The sequence below is a fragment of the Aeromonas sp. HMWF017 genome (assembly GCF_003061465.1).
GTDB lineage: Bacteria > Pseudomonadota > Gammaproteobacteria > Enterobacterales > Aeromonadaceae > Aeromonas > Aeromonas veronii.
In genome coordinates this window covers 106,481-121,354 of record NZ_QAJD01000062.1, presented here as the reverse complement: position 1 = coordinate 121,354, position 14,874 = coordinate 106,481, and the positions used below count along the sequence as shown (strand labels likewise).

The following is a 14,874-nucleotide window of genomic DNA, read 5'->3' as shown; positions in this document are numbered from 1 at the left end:
GTCCTGACCGGCCAAGGTCGGGTGGAACAATGAGAGATAGAGAGCTTGCCCGGCAGGAATGTCACCGCTGATGGGTTTGAGGGTCATCTCGTTGCCGTCAACCTCCAGTCCAAAGCGGATATTGAGCGCTTCGGAGCGGTCAAACTTGCTCAAGTCCTGATTGATCTCTTTCCCTTGTTTGTAATAGTCCTCGGCCACCAGATTGACCCCATCCTTGCTGGCGATGATGGCGGTGGCGATACTGCCGACAACGGCGGCAGTGGGGAGGGCGATGATAAACCAGGGCCAGAATTGGCGATACCACGGTTTGGATAGAGGTTGGGTCATGATTGCTACTGCCATGAAACGAATGATTAACGTGGAAGATGGTTTTTACGCAACACAAGATAACAAAAAGCCTCGAGGAGTCGAGGCTTTTTGCTGTGTAATCACGTGTTTATCACATGTTACAACGTTACGGGCGAACCTTATTTGGCAGACTGTTGATGAGACAGGCTGTAAACGTAGGAGGCTAGCAGGTGAACCTTGTCCTCACCCAGAATGTCTTTCCAGGCTGGCATCACGCCGTGACGACCGTGGGTGATGGTTTGCACCACCACTTCGCGGGAGCCACCGTAGAGCCAGGTGTTGTTGGTCAGATCTGGCGCACCGACGGCGATACCGCCCTTGGCATCGGCCCCGTGGCAGGCTGCGCAGATGGCAAAGCGTGCTTCACCTTTCTTCGCTTCGACCAGGTCGACCTTGCGACCGGAGAGGCTCAGCACATAGGAGGCAACTTCCTGAACGCCATCTTTGCCGAGGATTTCACCCCAGGCCGCCATGATCCCCTGACGACCGCCCATGATGGTGGTCTTGATTTGATCAGGTTGGCCGCCCCATTGCCATTCGCTGTCGGTCAGGTTCGGGAAGCCGCGGCCACCACGGGCATCGGAGCCGTGGCACTGGGAGCAGTTCTGCAGGAACAGACGCTGACCCACTTTCAGGGCTTCCGGATCCTTGGCGATCTCGGTGATGGCACGATAGGTTTTGCCGTCCGCTTCATAGGTGAGTTCACGGAACTTGGCGCCGTAGATCTCGTCAGCCTTGGCGACCTCTCGGTCATACTCCACCGCGCGACCTTCGGCCTTGGCCGATTCGGTTGCTGCCTTGGACTCGGCCAGCGAGCGCACGTCCTGGTTGGAACTTTGCCAGCCCAACAGGCCTTTGAAGTTGCCAAGCCCCGGGAAGGCGACCAGATAGACCAGACCGGTAACGATGAAGAAGAGGAACATGTAAGTCCACCACTTCGGCAGCGGGTTGTTGATCTCCTCGATGCCATCGAAGGAGTGACCCATCGATTTGCCTTCTTCAACACCCATCTTGTCCTTGCGGCACCACATCAGCAGCAAGAAGCAGCCGAGGATGGTTCCCAGACTGATGACAGTCACAAAAATGCTAAACAGAGTGCTCATTATTGTTTCGCTCCTGCGTTCTTTTTATCAGCACCGGGTTGCTCATCATCGGCAAAAACCAGATTGGCAGCCTCGTCGAAAGAGGTCTTGCGGCGTTTGCTGTAGGCCCAGACGATGATGCCAATCATGATGGCCATCAACAGCAGGGTATACAGACCGCGAAATGTGCCGTAGTCCATTTTCGCCTCCTTATTTCAGGGCATGACCCAGTGATTGCAGATAGGCCACCAGCGCATCCAGCTCGGTTTTGCCCTTGACGGCTTCGCCAGCACCCTGAATATCAGCGTCGGTATAGGGCACACCGAAGTGATCGCGGAACAGCGCCAGCTTCTTGGCCGTCATCTCACCGGTCAGCACATTGGTATCAAGCCAGGGGTAGGCGGGCATGTTGGATTCCGGTACCACATCGCGCGGGTTGATCAGGTGAACCTTGTGCCACTCGTCGGAGTAGCGGCCACCGACACGGGCCAAGTCCGGACCAGTACGCTTGGAGCCCCACAGGAAGGGGTGCTCCCAGACGCTCTCACCGGCGACCGAGTAGTGACCGTAACGCTCGGTTTCGGCACGGAACGGACGGATCATCTGGCTGTGGCAGTTGGTGCAGCCTTCGCGAATGAAGATGTCGCGTCCTTCCATCTGCAGAGCGGTGTAGGGCTTGAGGCCCTCCACCGGCTCGGTGGTTTGCTTTTGGAAGAACAGCGGAGTGATTTCAACCAGGCCCCCCAGACTGATGGCGAAGATGATGCCGACCACCAGCATGGGAACGCTTTTTTCAAATATTTCGTGACGGTTATTGTTGCTCATGGGTTGACCTCTTCAATCATGCTGGCTGGGCGACAGGTTCCAGAGAACCTTTGGGCGCAGTGATGGTGCGATAGGCGTTGTAAGCCATCAGCAACATGCCGGTGACGAAGAAGCAGCCACCCAGGAAGCGCACGAAATAGAAGGGATAGGATGCCTGCAACGCTTCAACGAAGCTGTAGGTCAGGGTGCCGTCTTCGTTGACTGCACGCCACATCAGGCCCTGCATCACGCCGGAAATCCACATGGCAACGATGTAGAGCACGGTGCCCACGGTCGCCAGCCAGAAGTGAACGTTGATCAGCTTGACGCTGTACATCCGGCCCTGGCCGAACAAGTTCGGGATCAGGTGATAGACAGCACCGATGGAGACCATGGCAACCCAGCCCAGCGCACCGGAGTGCACGTGACCGACGGTCCAGTCGGTGTAGTGGGAGAGGGCGTTGACGGTTTTGATCGCCATCATCGGGCCTTCGAAGGTCGACATGCCGTAGAAAGACAAAGAAACGATCAGGAAGCGCAGGATGGGGTCATAACGCAGTTTGTGCCAGGCACCGGAGAGGGTCATGATGCCGTTGATCATACCGCCCCATGAGGGGACGAACAGGATCAGGGACATCACCATGCCCAGTGACTGAGCCCAGTCAGGCAGTGCGGTGTAGTGCAGGTGGTGCGGACCGGCCCAGATATAGAGGGAGATCAGCGCCCAGAAGTGGACGATGGAGAGGCGATAGGAGTAAACCGGGCGACCGGCCTGCTTGGGCACGAAGTAGTACATCATCCCCAGGAAGCCAGCGGTCAGCAGGAAGCCTACCGCGTTGTGGCCATACCACCACTGCACCATGGCGTCCATGGCGCCGGAGTACATGGAGTAGGACTTCATGCCGGAGAGCGGCACTTCCATGTTGTTGACAATGTGCAGCACCGCAACGGTGATGATGAAGGCGCCGAAGAACCAGTTGGCCACATAGATGTGGGAGGTGGTGCGCTTCATCAGGGTGCCGAAGAAGACGATGGCATAGGCGACCCATACCACAGTGATGGCGATATCAATCGGCCACTCCAGCTCGGCATACTCTTTGGCGGAGGTGTAACCCAGCGGCAGAGAGATGGCGGCAGAGAGGATGATTGCTTGCCAGCCCCAGAAGACGAAGGTTGCCAGCGGGCCACCAAACAGTCTGGTTTGACAGGTGCGCTGCACCACGTAAAACGAGGTGGCCATCAGTGCACTGACGCCGAAGGCGAAGATCACTGCGTTGGTATGGAGGGGCCGCAGACGACTGTAAGTCAGCCACGGGGTCTCGAAGTTGAGGGCAGGCCAGATCAACTGGGCTGCGATCAGTACGCCAACCGACATGCCGACAATTCCCCAGACAATCGTCATGACGGTAAACTGGCGAACAACGGTGTAGTTGTACTCAGGATGGTTAGTTGTATGGCTCATCGTTATATTCCGCTTCCGATGCTGCTGTTGTTTGGTTTTGTATCCGGAGGACCGGACTGGCTTCATCAGCCACCGCCGACCAGTTGTTAACATCTGTTAACGAAAGGAAAAGCAAAAGATGGCTAAATGAAAACTGCATGGGAATGATACTGAAGTGACAGGTAAAATAACAGTATAAACAGTGATATATTTGGCTCCGTCCGGTCTCGATATGGCAGTTTTTTTACCTTGTTCGAGATCACAAAAAACTATTTTAATTGCATCTTAATCGGGCTGTTTTTGATGAAAGAGAGACTTACCGCACGTAAAGTTTTGCACCTCGTACTGGTATTGGCGCTGTTATTGGCGCTGATGGCCTATCGCACCTGGTTTTCGGCCGATAACAGCGTCTCTGCTGACCAGAAAAAAGATCAGATTTGTGATCTTTCCCACACCCCTTGCAGCGCGCTGATTGGTGACAAGCCACTGACGGTCGCCATCAAGGAATTACCGCTGCGCGCTGAACATGACTTTGCCATCGCTATTACCGGCGGCGATCCGGCCATCAAACCGGTGAAAGCGACACTCGAAGGCAAAGATATGTTTATGGGCACCATTCCGGTGAGCTTTGAACAAATAGACGGACAGTGGCAGGGGGTGACACAGGTGGGGAGCTGTACATCACCCGTCATGATCTGGTTGTTAAATATCGAGTGGAGTAATGGTCAACGCCAGCAATTGGCGCTTTCCGTTACCCGGGAATAACGGCGCAAGAGGTGGGGAGTGGAAAAAATATTTGAAATTTCCCGGCCAGGCGTTACCTTCCCCAAACCATCAGGGAGTGAAGTTCATTTAATCATGATTGAAAAACAACCGTTTTATCGCACCCTCAACCAGCAGGCCAAGGCGCTGCTGGAGGGGGAAACCGATCTGATTGCCAATCTGGCCAACCTCTCCGCACTGCTTAATCAGGAGCTGGAGGAGATCAACTGGGTCGGTTTTTATCTGTTGCAGGGCGAGACCCTGGTATTGGGGCCATTTCAGGGCAAACCGGCTTGCGTACGGATCCCGGTCGGCCGCGGGGTGTGTGGTACGGCAGTGGCAGAGGGGAAAACCCAGCTCATTGACGATGTCCACCAGTTCGACGGTCACATCGCTTGTGATGGCGCGAGCAACTCGGAAATCGTGATCCCGGTGCGCCGTGGTGGCGAGATCATCGGGGTGCTCGATATCGACAGTCCGATTTTTAACCGTTTCGACCAGCAAGACCGGATTGGCCTCGAAGAAACGGTGCAAATTTTGGAAAGCATGCTCTAAGTCATTGCTAGATGGTTCGCAAAAGGCCCCAAGCTCTCTATAATGGGGCCTTTGTTGTGCTCGGGACGTGCCCGTGCGTTTATATGAAAGCCAAGGTTATACATGGAAAACACTGAGAAGCTGAAGAACAGTAAAGAGATCGTTGCCTACCTGGTCGAGAAATTCCCGGCCTGCTTCGTTGCTGAAGGAGAGGCCAAGCCGCTCAAGATTGGCATCTTCCAGGATTTGGCCGAGCGTCTTGCTGACGATGCCAGAGTCTCCAAGACCATGCTGCGTTCCGCACTGCGTCAATACACCTCCAGCTGGCGCTACCTGCACGGTCTCAAAGCTGGCCAGGCTCGCGTTGATCTGGATGGCAACCCGGGCGAGCTGCTGACCGAAGAGCACATCGAGCACGCCAAGCAAGCTCTGAAAGAGAGCAAAGAGCGCGTATTCGCCAGCCGTCGTACCAATACCAAAGAGAAGGATGAGAAGGCCAAGAAGCCCCGTCGTCCTGCTGTGCGCAAAACCGAGAAAGCTGATGTAGCTGCCAAGCCGAAAGCTGCCGCCAAGGCACCGGTCGCTGACGCTCCGCTGGTTAAAGTGGATGCCGCTACGCTGAAAGTGGGCCAGGATGTGCGCGTCGTTATGGGTAAATTCCCGGTTCCGGCAACCATCAAGGAAGTAACCAAGGACGATGTACAGGTCCAACTGCAGACCGGCATGATGGTGCGGGTCAAATCAGAGCACTTGGTTCTCTAAGGAGACAAACGTTGAAGCATGGCGTAATTCGTTTTTCCCTCGTTGCCTGTAGCCTGGCGCTTGCCGGGCTTGCACAGGCCATCGAGCCGGTGCTCAAGGAGAGTGATTTGCCTGTGTTGGCTCAAGAGAGCCAACATGCTACGGCCAGCAAGCGAATTACCAATCTGTTTACCCGCTCGCACTACAAACAGTTCAAGCTGGACGATGCCTTTTCCTCCGTGATTTTCGATAAATATCTGGAGAATCTGGACTACAGCCGCAACCTGTTTTTGGCCTCTGATATCAGCCGTTTTGAAAAGTACCGTAACGGTTTTGACACCGACCTCGAAAGAGGCCGTCTGGCTCCCGCCTACGAGATGTTCAACCTGAGTCAGCAGCGGCGTTATGAGCGGTTCGAATACGCCCTCAAACTGCTTGATACTCCTTTCGATTTTACCCAGACCGACAACTATGTGTTTGATCGGGAAGGGGCGGCTTGGCCCAAAGATGAAGCAGAGCTCAACGAGCTGTGGCGTCAGCGGGTCAAGTTCGATGCCCTGAGCCTAAAGCTCAGCGGCAAGGAGTGGCCCGAGATCAAGGAGCTGCTTGGCAAGCGTTACAACAACGCCATCAAGCGGATGTCCCAGACCGAGAGCGAGGATGTCTTCCAGCTCTTCATGAACTCCTTCGCTCGCGCCATCGAACCGCACACCAGTTACCTCTCACCGCGCAGTGCCGATCGTTTCAACACCGAGATGAACCTCTCGCTGGAGGGGATTGGTGCCGTGTTGCAGGCGGAAGATGACTTTACCGTCATCCGTTCTCTGGTGCCTGGTGGCCCGGCTGCCAAATCCAACCATCTCAAACCCGATGACAAGATCACCGGGGTAGGGCAGGAAGATGGCAAGATTGTCGATGTGATCGGCTGGCGTCTTGATGACGTGGTCGAGCTCATCAAGGGGCCCAAGGGAAGCAAGGTCAAGCTGGAGATCCAGCGCGGCAAGGGCGCAACCGCCAAGACCGAGCAGATCGAGCTGACCCGCGACAAGGTGCGCCTTGAAGACCGCGCTGCCAAGTCCAAGGTGATTAACGCCGAAGGCAAGAAGATAGGCGTCATCGAGATCCCGAGTTTCTACGTCAATCTGCACGACGACGTGATCAAGGAACTCTCCAGCCTGAACAAGCAGAAGATCGATGGTCTGATCATCGATCTGCGCGGTAACGGCGGCGGCGCCTTGACCGAAGCTTCCGCCCTGAGCGGCCTCTTCTTTGCCAGCGGTCCCGTGGTGCAAATTCGTGATCATATGGGCCGTATCACGGTCAATGGCGATGACGATGGCAACGTCTACTACGGCGGCCCCATGTCGGTGATGATCGACCGCTACAGTGCCTCGGCCTCCGAGATCTTCGCTGCCGCCATGCAGGATTATGGCCGCGCCCTGATCCTGGGTGAAAACTCGTTCGGCAAGGGGACGGTGCAGCAGCATCGCAGCCTCGCCAAGGTCTATGACTTCTACGAGCAGCCGCTGGGTCACGTGCAGTACACCATCGCCAAGTTCTACCGGATCGACGGTGGCAGCACCCAGAACAAGGGGGTTGCGCCGGATATCAGCTTCCCGACACCGGTTGCTCCGGAAGAGACGGGCGAAAGCCGTGAGTTCAATGCGTTGCCGTGGGACAAGATTGCCTCCGCCAACTACGAGAAACTCGGCAACTTCGCCAGCGTACTGCCCAAGTTGCAGGCGGCGCACGATGCCCGGATCGCCAAGGATCCCGAGTTTGCCTATGTGATGCAGGACATCGCCGACTACAAGGAGGAGAAAGACAAGAAGTCGGTCTCCCTCAACGAGGCGGAGCGTGTTGCAGAGCAGGCGAAACAGGATGAGAAAGCGCTCAAACGTACCAACGAGCGTCTGGCACGTCTTGGCAAGCCGGCGGTGAAGAGTCTGGATGAACTGCCCGCTGATTTTGAAGCGCCCGATGAGTATCTCATCGAAGCGGCTAATATCACGGCGGATCTGGCCAAGGTCAGCAAGCGCAGCTGACAAGGCGACCTCCAATGCACAAGGGCGACTGCGGTCGCCCTTTCTTTTTATCTGGCGTATCTGACGTAATGCAAATTGTTTGACCCCGCCAGTTGGTTGTGACAGCCTCTTTCTCGCCTTTAACAAGCGTGGAAGCAGACAATAATGACCGATCACTCCCAGGCCATGACGGCCAAATATCGCCAGGATTATCAGGCGCCGCTCTACTGGATCGACACCATCGACCTCGATTTCCAACTGCAGGAGCCGCTGACCCAGGTCACCGCCATCACCCGCATTCGCCGCAACGGCGAACACAATGCGCCGCTTATCCTCGATGGTGAGCAGCTGACCCTCAAGAGCGTTGCCATCGATGGCATTCCCTGTGACCACTACGAGCAAGGCGAGAACAGCCTGACTCTGTTCAACCTGCCGGCCGAATGTGTACTGACCATCGTCACCCTGCTGGATCCGGCTGCCAACACCGCGCTGGAAGGGCTTTACAAGTCTGGCGATGCCTACTGCACCCAGTGTGAAGCGGAAGGGTTCCGGCGCATCACCTATTATCTGGACCGCCCCGACATTCTGGCGCGTTACAGCACCCGCATTACCGCCGACAAAGCCCAGTTCCCCTTCCTGCTCTCCAACGGCAACAAGGTCGACAGCGGTGATCTGGATGGCGGCCGTCACTTCGTGCAGTGGCAGGATCCATTCCCCAAACCGAGCTACCTGTTTGCGCTGGTGGCCGGTGATTTCGATGTGGAGCACAGCCACTACACCACCAAGAGCGGCCGCAAGGTGGCCCTCGAGATCTTCGTCGACAAGGGCAACCTGGACAGAGCCGGTTTTGCCATGGAGAGCCTCATCAACTCCATGCGCTGGGACGAACAGCGTTTCGGCCTCGAGTATGATCTCGACATCTACATGATCGTCGCGGTGGACTTCTTCAACATGGGCGCCATGGAGAACAAGGGACTCAACATCTTCAACTCCAAATTCGTGCTGGCCAATCCGGCCACCGCCACCGACAGCGACTACCACGGTATTGAACGGGTGATCGGTCACGAATATTTCCACAACTGGACCGGCAACCGCGTCACCTGCCGTGACTGGTTCCAGCTCAGCCTGAAAGAGGGGCTGACGGTATTCCGGGATCAAGAGTTCTCCTCCGATCTGGGCTCCCGTGGCGTCAACCGCATTAACAACGTGCGTACCGTCCGTGGTCCGCAGTTTGCCGAAGATGCCGGCCCCATGGCGCACCCGATCCGCCCGGATGTGGTGATCGAAATGAACAACTTCTACACCCTGACCGTTTATGAGAAGGGGTCGGAAGTGATCCGCATGATGCACACCCTGCTGGGTGAAGATGCCTTCCAGGCCGGTATGCGTCTCTACTTCGAGCGCCACGACGGCTCGGCCGCCACCTGCGATGACTTCGTGCAGGCGATGGAGGATGCTTCCGGTGTGGATCTTGGCCGTTTCCGTCGCTGGTACAGCCAGTCCGGCACCCCCGAGCTGACCGTGACTGACGAGTACGATGCCGCCAGCGGCGTTTACCGTCTGCATGTGAGCCAGCACACCCCGCCGACTCAGGATCAACCGCAGAAGCTGCCGCTGCACATTCCCCTCGATATCGAGATCTATGACGAGCAGGGTGCCGTCATTGCGCTGCAGTATCAGGGCAAGGCCATCGGCAACGTGCTCGATGTGCTGGAAGCGGAGCAGACCTTCGAATTCGATCAGGTGCCGGTCAAGCCGGTTCCTTCTCTGCTTCGGGACTTCTCCGCGCCGGTCAAGCTGCACTATGACTACAGCGACGAAGCGCTCGCCTTCCTGATGCGCTTTGCTCGCAACGAGTTTGCCCGCTGGGATGCGGCCCAGATGCTGATCAACAAGGCAGTCATCGAAGGGGTTGCGCGGGTACAGCAGGGGCAGGGGGTTGAACTCTCCCAAACCCTGCTGGCCGCCTTCGTCGCCATTCTTGACGACAGCGATCTCGATTTGGCCCTCAAGGCGGAGATCCTGGCGCTGCCCGGTGAAGCGACCCTGGCCGAGCTGTTCGAGGTGGCCGATATCGATGCCATCCATCAGGTGCGCGACGCTATCCACACCCGTCTTGCCGAGGCCTTTGGCGCACGCTTGGCGGCTACCTATCAGAGCCTGCGGCTGAACGGTTATCAGGTGGTGCACGCCGACATGGCCAAGCGAGCCCTCAAAGGGGTGGTGCTCGGCTATCTGGCTGCGCTGGACTCTGAGCATGCCGATGCGCTGGTGCGCGAGCAGTATGCAACTGCCGACAACATGACCGACACCCTGGCGGCGTTGCTGGTGGCCAACGGCTATCTGCTGCCATGCCGTGCCGCGCTGCTGGCCGATTTTGAAGGCAAGTGGGCCAAAGATGGACTGGTGCTGGACAACTGGCTGCGGCTGATTGGCAGCAAGCCGGCTGCCGATGTACTGAGCGAAGTGAAACAGGCAATGAGTCACCCCACTTTCAGCATTCGCAATCCGAACCGTCTGCGGGCGCTGATCGGCAGCTTCGCAATGAGCAATCAGGTGCAGTTCCATGCGGTGGATGGCAGCGGTTACCGCTTCCTGACCGATCTGCTGATCGAGCTCAACGAGGTCAATCCGCAGGTGGCCTCCCGCCTCATTACCCCGCTTATCCAGTTCAAGCGACTGGATGAGGCGCGCAAGGCCCTGATCCGCGCCGAGCTGACCCGTCTTGCCAACCTTGAGGGCTTGGCACGGGATCTGTTCGAGAAGGTCAGCAAGGCGCTGCAGCAGTAAGTGTCGACGGGGCAGGGGCGTTAACGCTCCTGCCTCCATTGTATGATTTGCCGTGTGATCAGGAGCAAGCGTGAAGCAGTTTACTTTTCGGCTCTCATTGAATAGCGATGAGGTGATGCTGATGTATCAGGGCCATGCCAGACGGCTGGTGGTGCGCAGCGAACAGGGATTGACCCTGGAACTTGGCATAGAAAAAATACGGCCCTTTGTCGCCATCAATGGTGTGCATGGCTATTTTCGGCTGAAAACCCAGGATGATTACCGCTTTATCAGTCTCGAACGCATAAATTAACAAAAAATGAACAGATTACCGACTGTTTATCTGCTTTGCGTCACTATCTATCCGGTAAACTGGCACAAAGGTAGTGGGAATTTCTGTATTTTTGGTTATTTGCAAAATTTCTCACAGTTTAAGCCGTGATCTGCACCTTGTTTTTAACATCTCGTTAGCACCTTTCCTCGCCTTCCCTTATCCAAGCCATTACACTTCGCAACAACTCTGCACCAGCGGGTAACCAGGGTGGTTGCCTCTGCGTCGGTGGTTAATGTCGTCCGATAAGGAATATAAAAATGGCATTGAAAGACGCCCCTACCTCAGTTCTGCTCGAAAACGTTCTCAGCCTGATCCATCAGAAGTTGCCCAAAAACAGTGCCTCTCTGGTCGAGCGCTTCGTTGCCAAGTTCTACGGCAACATGGCGAGCTCCGATCTGCACGATCGCAATGACAGCGATCTCTACGGCGCGGCCCTGAGCCTGTGGAATGCCCTCAATCAGCGCAGCGGTACCGAGCCCTACATCCGGGTCTACAATCCCGAGCTGACCCGTCACGGCTGGCAATCGCCCCATACCATCGTCGAGGTGATCCTACAGGACTCGCCCTTCCTGGTGGACTCCATCCGGATGGCGCTCAAACGGCTCAATATCACCGCCCACATGATGCTGCACCAACCGCTGCACCTCATTCGTGGTGCGGATGGCAAGATTGACGCCATTCTGGAACTCGACAACACCGACGGGCAGACCTCGGTTGAAACAGCATTCCTTATCGAGATCGATCACCTCACCAGCGAGGAGCAGATGGAAGCGCTGGCTACCGAGCTCAACTCGGTGGCCGGTGAAGTGGCGCTGGCAGTGGGCGACTGGCAGCCGATGCTGGCCAAGCTCAATGAGATCATCGACGAACTGCCCAAGCGCAAGCACCCGGTCAGCAAGGAGGAGGTGGCCTCCTGCGTTGCTTTCCTCAAATGGGTAGCTGCCCACAACTTTACCCTGATGGGCTATCGTCGTTACGACGTCAAGGCGGTGGAGGGGGATCACGAGATCCTGCCGCAGGCGAGCTCCAGCCTGGGGCTGATGAAGAATTCCATCAAGGAGGTGGGCCAGCGCCTTGGCAATATGCCGGCCAGCGCCCGCCACGCAGCCCTGAGTTCTGACCTGCTGATCCTCACCAAATCCAACAGCAAGTCCCGGGTGCACCGTCCGGCTTATGTGGATTACATCGGCATCAAGCGCTTTGACGAGCATGGCAAGGTGATCGGGGAAGATCGCTTCATCGGCCTCTACGCCTCTTCCATCTACAACACCAGCGCGACCCAGATCCCGCTCATCAGCCATCGTCTCGAGCGCATCATGGCCGCCTCCGGTCACGAGAAGGGCTCCCACGCCTACAAGGCGCTGCTCAACGTATTGGAAACCTATCCCCGTGACGAGCTGATCCAGGCCCGCGAAGAGGAGCTGTTGGCCACCGGTCTTGGGGTGCTGGAGATGCAGGAGCGGGACATGCTGCGGCTGTTCGTGCGACGCGATGTCTATGGTCGCTTCTTCTCCTGCATGGTCTATGTCACCAAGGAGCGCTACAACACGGCGCTGCGGATCAAGACCCAGCAAATTTTGCAGAAATATTTTGGCAGCAATGAAGAGGTGGAGTTCAACGTCTACTTCACCGAAGGCGTGCTGGCGCGGACCCACTACATAGTGCGGGTCAACAACAACAACGTGGATGTGGATGTGAACGAAGTACAGAACAACCTGATTGAAGCGGCCCGCAGTTGGGACGACAGACTCGACTCCGTGTTGCTTTCCCATTATGGCGAGGCTCGTGGCAACGAGCTGCGCCGCCGTTTCAGCACTGCATTCCCTCGCGCTTACAAGGAAGATGTGCTGCCTGGCTCTGCCGTGGCCGACATCATGGCGCTCGATAACCTGAGCGAAGCCGAGCCGCTGGGCATGCTGTTCTACCGCGCACAGGAGGAGGAGAACGATCGTCGGGTACGGCTCAAGCTGTTCCATCGCACCGAACCCATCCACCTCTCCGATGTGTTGCCGATGCTGGAGAACATGGGACTGCGGGTGATCGGCGAGACCCCGTATCAGGTACGCACTCCAGGGGGCGATCTGTTCTGGATCCTCGACTTCTCCATGTTGTTGCACGGCGAGCAGCCCTTTGATCTGGCCCAGAGCCAACAGCGCTTCCAGCAGGCGTTTGCCGCCATCTGGAACAAGCAGTTGGAAGATGATGGCTTCAACCGTCTGGTATTGGGGGCGGGTCTCACCGGCCGCCAGGTGTCGGTGCTGCGCGCTTACGCCAAATACATGCGCCAGACTGGCGTCTCCTTCAGCCAGTCCTATATCGAAGAGACTCTGACCCGTTATCCCGATATCGCCCAGCTGCTTTTCACCCTGTTCGAACAGCGCCTGGATCCGGCCGGCAAGCAGGACGCCAAGGTGCCATCGCAAGATGCCAAGGCATCCGCCAAGCTGCACGAGGAGCTTGCCGCCAAGCTGGATCAGGTCGCCAACCTGGATGACGATCGCATCATTCGCCGCTATGTGGAGATGATCGACGCTACCCTGCGCACCAACTACTACCAGCTGGACAAGGCGGGCAACATCAAGCCCTACATCTCCTTCAAACTGGCGCCGTCCAGCATTACCGACATGCCGCTGCCGCTGCCGAAGTTCGAGATCTTCGTCTATTCGCCACGGGTGGAAGGGGTGCATCTACGCTGGGGCAAGGTCGCCCGTGGCGGCCTGCGCTGGTCCGATCGCAAAGAGGACTTCCGCACCGAAGTGCTGGGTCTGGTGAAAGCCCAGCAGGTGAAGAACACCGTCATTGTGCCGGTGGGGGCTAAGGGCGGTTTCTACTGCAAACAGATGCCGGTGGGGGCGCCCCGTGCCGTCATCCAGGAGGAGGGCAAGGCCTGTTATCGCCTCTTTATCCGCGGCCTGCTCGATGTGACTGACAACATCATCGGCGGCGAGGTGATCCCGCCCAAATCCGTGGTGCGTCACGACGAGGATGATTACTACCTGGTGGTCGCTGCCGACAAGGGGACTGCCACCTTCTCCGACATCGCCAACGAGATCAGCCTTGAATACGGTCACTGGCTCGGCGATGCCTTCGCTTCCGGCGGCTCGGTCGGTTATGACCACAAGAAGATGGGCATCACCGCCCGCGGTGCCTGGGAGTCGGTCAAGCGGCATTTTCGTGAAATTGGCGTCAACTGCCAGACCACCGACTTCACTTGCGTGGGGATTGGGGACATGGCCGGCGACGTGTTCGGCAACGGCATGCTGCTCTCCGAGCACACCCGGCTGGTGGGCGCGTTCAACCACATGCACATCTTCGTTGACCCCACTCCGGATGCGGCCAAGAGCTTTGTCGAGCGCCAGCGCCTGTTCGATTTGCCGGGCTCCAGCTGGGATGACTACAACCGCGAGCTGATATCACAAGGGGGCGGTATCTTCCTGCGCTCGGCCAAGTCCATCAAGCTCAGCCCCGAGATCCAGACCCTGCTCGGTACCGACAAGGCCAGTATGGCGCCGAACGAGCTGATCAAGGCGCTGCTTTGCCTCAATGTCGACCTGCTGTGGAACGGCGGCATCGGCACCTACGTGAAGAGCGCTCGCGAGAGCGATGGGGAAGTTGGCGATCGCAGCAATGACGCATTGCGGGTCAATGGTCGCGATTTGCGGGCCCGCATCGTGGGCGAGGGGGGTAACCTCGGCTTCACCCAGCTCGGTCGGGTGGAGTACGCCAGTCAGGGCGGTCGCATCAATACCGATTTTACCGACAACGTGGGCGGGGTGGATTGCTCCGATAACGAGGTGAACATCAAGATCCTGCTGAACCAATTGGTGGCGGCAGGAGATCTGACCCTCAAGCAGCGTAACCAGATGCTGTATGAGATGACCGACGACGTGGCGCAGATCGTGATCACCAACGCCTATCGCCAGTCCCAGTCTATCTCGGTCACCAGCTTCCGCGGCTCTGAACAACTGAAAGAGCAACAGCGCTTTATTCAGGGGCTGGAGCGGGAAGGCAAGCTCGATCGTGCGCTCGAGTTCC

12 protein-coding genes are annotated in these 14,874 nt (G+C 57.2%); 7 read left to right on the top strand and 5 right to left on the bottom strand.

Going from position 1 to position 14,874, the window contains the following annotated elements:
• From DBR30_RS05970 to ccoN, 5 genes are all read right to left on the bottom strand, one after another.
• The coding region (locus DBR30_RS05970) for a FixH family protein (RefSeq protein WP_108588237.1) at positions 1-327 on the bottom strand (327 nt) is incomplete at its 3' end.
• 140 nt (positions 328-467) lie between these two features.
• A complete protein-coding gene (gene ccoP, locus DBR30_RS05965; protein WP_005336622.1) occupies positions 468-1,451 on the bottom strand; it encodes a cytochrome-c oxidase, cbb3-type subunit III in 984 nt (327 codons plus the stop codon).
• Positions 1,451-1,630 carry a CcoQ/FixQ family Cbb3-type cytochrome c oxidase assembly chaperone gene (locus DBR30_RS05960; protein WP_005336620.1) on the bottom strand — a complete coding sequence of 60 codons (180 nt, stop codon included), beginning with the start codon at positions 1,628-1,630 and terminating at the stop codon, positions 1,451-1,453. Before DBR30_RS05960 ends, ccoP begins: the two co-directional genes overlap by 1 nt.
• Before the next feature lie 10 nt (positions 1,631-1,640).
• A complete protein-coding gene (gene ccoO, locus DBR30_RS05955) occupies positions 1,641-2,255 on the bottom strand; it encodes a cytochrome-c oxidase, cbb3-type subunit II (RefSeq protein ID WP_005336618.1) in 615 nt (204 codons plus the stop codon).
• 16 nt (positions 2,256-2,271) lie between these two features.
• The gene (gene ccoN, locus DBR30_RS05950) at positions 2,272-3,696 is read right to left on the bottom strand and encodes a cytochrome-c oxidase, cbb3-type subunit I (RefSeq protein WP_005336616.1); all 1,425 of its coding nucleotides are present in this window, start codon (positions 3,694-3,696) and stop codon (positions 2,272-2,274) included.
• Between the two features lie 282 nt (positions 3,697-3,978).
• Between ccoN and DBR30_RS05945 the strand changes: the two genes are divergently transcribed.
• The 7 genes from DBR30_RS05945 to DBR30_RS05915 all read left to right on the top strand — a co-directional run.
• Positions 3,979-4,440, top strand: a complete 462-nt coding sequence (locus DBR30_RS05945) for a hypothetical protein (RefSeq protein WP_108541044.1) — start codon at positions 3,979-3,981, stop codon at positions 4,438-4,440.
• A gap of 93 nt (positions 4,441-4,533) precedes the next feature.
• Positions 4,534-4,992, top strand: coding sequence for a GAF domain-containing protein (locus DBR30_RS05940; RefSeq protein WP_088868948.1), 459 nt, complete (start codon positions 4,534-4,536; stop codon positions 4,990-4,992).
• Positions 4,993-5,094: 102 nt separating this feature from the next.
• The gene (gene proQ / locus DBR30_RS05935; RefSeq protein ID WP_005351923.1) at positions 5,095-5,733 is read left to right on the top strand and encodes an RNA chaperone ProQ; all 639 of its coding nucleotides are present in this window, start codon (positions 5,095-5,097) and stop codon (positions 5,731-5,733) included.
• 11 nt (positions 5,734-5,744) lie between these two features.
• Positions 5,745-7,757 (top strand): carboxy terminal-processing peptidase, encoded by a 2,013-nt coding sequence (prc, locus tag DBR30_RS05930; protein WP_108541043.1) that lies wholly within the window; start codon positions 5,745-5,747, stop codon positions 7,755-7,757.
• A gap of 144 nt (positions 7,758-7,901) precedes the next feature.
• The gene (gene pepN / locus DBR30_RS05925; RefSeq protein WP_108541042.1) at positions 7,902-10,526 is read left to right on the top strand and encodes an aminopeptidase N; all 2,625 of its coding nucleotides are present in this window, start codon (positions 7,902-7,904) and stop codon (positions 10,524-10,526) included.
• Between the two features lie 70 nt (positions 10,527-10,596).
• Positions 10,597-10,818 carry a DUF2835 family protein gene (locus DBR30_RS05920; RefSeq protein WP_005351919.1) on the top strand — a complete coding sequence of 74 codons (222 nt, stop codon included), beginning with the start codon at positions 10,597-10,599 and terminating at the stop codon, positions 10,816-10,818.
• Between the two features lie 278 nt (positions 10,819-11,096).
• The coding region (locus DBR30_RS05915; protein ID WP_258224303.1) for an NAD-glutamate dehydrogenase at positions 11,097-14,874 on the top strand (3,778 nt) is incomplete at its 3' end.